The organism is Succinatimonas hippei YIT 12066, from assembly GCF_000188195.1.
Lineage (GTDB): Bacteria > Pseudomonadota > Gammaproteobacteria > Enterobacterales > Succinivibrionaceae > Succinatimonas > Succinatimonas hippei.
In genome coordinates, this window is the sequence record NZ_GL830981.1 from 1 (window position 1) to 1774 (window position 1774).

The 1774-nt window shown below is 42.4% G+C and carries 1 protein-coding gene; it reads left to right on the forward strand.

The window, feature by feature from the left end:
- Nucleotides 1–223 precede the first annotated feature (223 nt).
- On the forward strand, nt 224–1708 hold the full coding sequence (locus tag HMPREF9444_RS04280) for an aldehyde dehydrogenase family protein (protein WP_148514356.1): 1485 nt from the start codon (nt 224–226) through the stop codon (nt 1706–1708).
- Nucleotides 1709–1774 lie beyond the last annotated feature (66 nt).

A 1774-nucleotide genomic window follows, 5' to 3' on the forward strand; every position in this document is an offset into this window, starting at 1 on the left:
CGTACGTTTGCGCGAGAGCAGGTCATTGCCGGGCTTATCTTTTTAAGAGCCGCTGTCATATTGATAGCGGCTTTTTCGTTTTCCTGCCTTTTATTTCGGTTTATCTTTTGTGATGTTTTTCAATTAATTTGTAACTTAATTGATAATTGTTTACATCTGTACTTTTTTTCTCCTATTTTTGCATTAATTTAACAATTGAATTTGCAAACTAAGGAGTATTGTCATGTTACCCTCGATGTTAAAACTAAAAGAAAAATACGGCCTGTATATAGACGGAAAATGGAAAGACGCCTCTGATAACGCCGTAATCAAAACATATTGCCCGGCAACCGGTGATTTTTTAGCAGAATGTGCTGATGCTTCAAAAGAAGATGTAGATGCAGCGGTCAAAGCAGCCCAAAAGGCTTTTATTTCCTGGTCAAAAACTACTCCCAAAGAGCGTGCGGCTATCTTAAATAAAGTTGCAGATATTATTGACGCAAATAAAGAGGAATTAGCACTTATCGAGTCAGCTGATAACGGAAAACCTCTTCGTGAAACACGGATTATTGATATTCCGTACGCATCAGCTCACTTTAGATACTTTGCCGGTGTAATCCTTGCAGAGGAAGGATCTGCTCAAGTTTTAGATAATGCCTTTTTATCAATTATTTTGCGTGAACCTATAGGTGTCGTCGGTCAAATCGTCCCTTGGAATTTTCCTTTCCTGATGGCAGCATGGAAGCTGGCTCCGGTACTTGCTGCAGGTGACTGTACCGTAATTAAACCTTCAAGCACGACTCCCCTTTCGGTATTGCGCCTTGCTGAGCTTACTTCTGATGTAATTCCGCCCGGAGTGTTCAATGTGCTTACCGGCAAAGGCTTTAAAGCCGGCAACTATATGCTTGAGCACGACGGTTTTGCCAAACTTGCTTTTACCGGTTCGACAGAGATCGGCCGTGATGTTGCTCTTGCTGCAGCTAAGCGCCTTATTCCGTCAACTTTGGAGTTAGGCGGAAAGTCTGCCAATATTATTTTTGATGATTGCCGATTCAATCAGGCTTTGGACGGAGCTCAGCTCGGTATTCTTTTCAATCAGGGACAGGTCTGCTGCGCCGGATCTCGTATCTTTGTTCAGGAAGGTATTTACGATAAATTCGTTTCGGAGCTTGTTAAGCACTTTAACTCAATTAAAGTAGGCCTTCCTTGGGATGACGGCGTTCAGATGGGCTCGCAGATCAATGAAAATCAGCTGGAGAAGATTTTAAGCTACGTTGAAATCGGTAAGAATGAGGGAGCAACCGTTCTTTGCGGCGGGGAAAGGCTTACTGATGATAAGCTAAAGAATGGAGCTTTTATGCGTCCTACTTTGCTTGCCAACGTCAATAATTCTTGCAGAGTTGCTCAAGAAGAAATTTTCGGTCCGGTGGCCGTTGTGATTAAGTTTAAGACCGAAGATGAGGTCATTGCTATGGCAAATGACAGTGTCTACGGTTTAGGAGGTGCGGTTTGGACTACTGATATTAATCGTGCTTTACGTGTGGCTCGATCAATTCAGACCGGCAGAATGTGGGTTAATACCTATAATCAGATCCCGGAGGGGTCACCTTTTGGCGGATATAAGCAATCCGGCATCGGACGAGAAACTCATAAGATGATCTTAGAGCACTATACTCAATGTAAGAATATTTTGATTAATCTTTCAGAAGATCCCAGCGGTTTCTATTAATCTTTAGCTGTTTATGATTTTAGGCCCCTTAATGAACTGTACCCCGTTTGGTAGACAATTAACCGA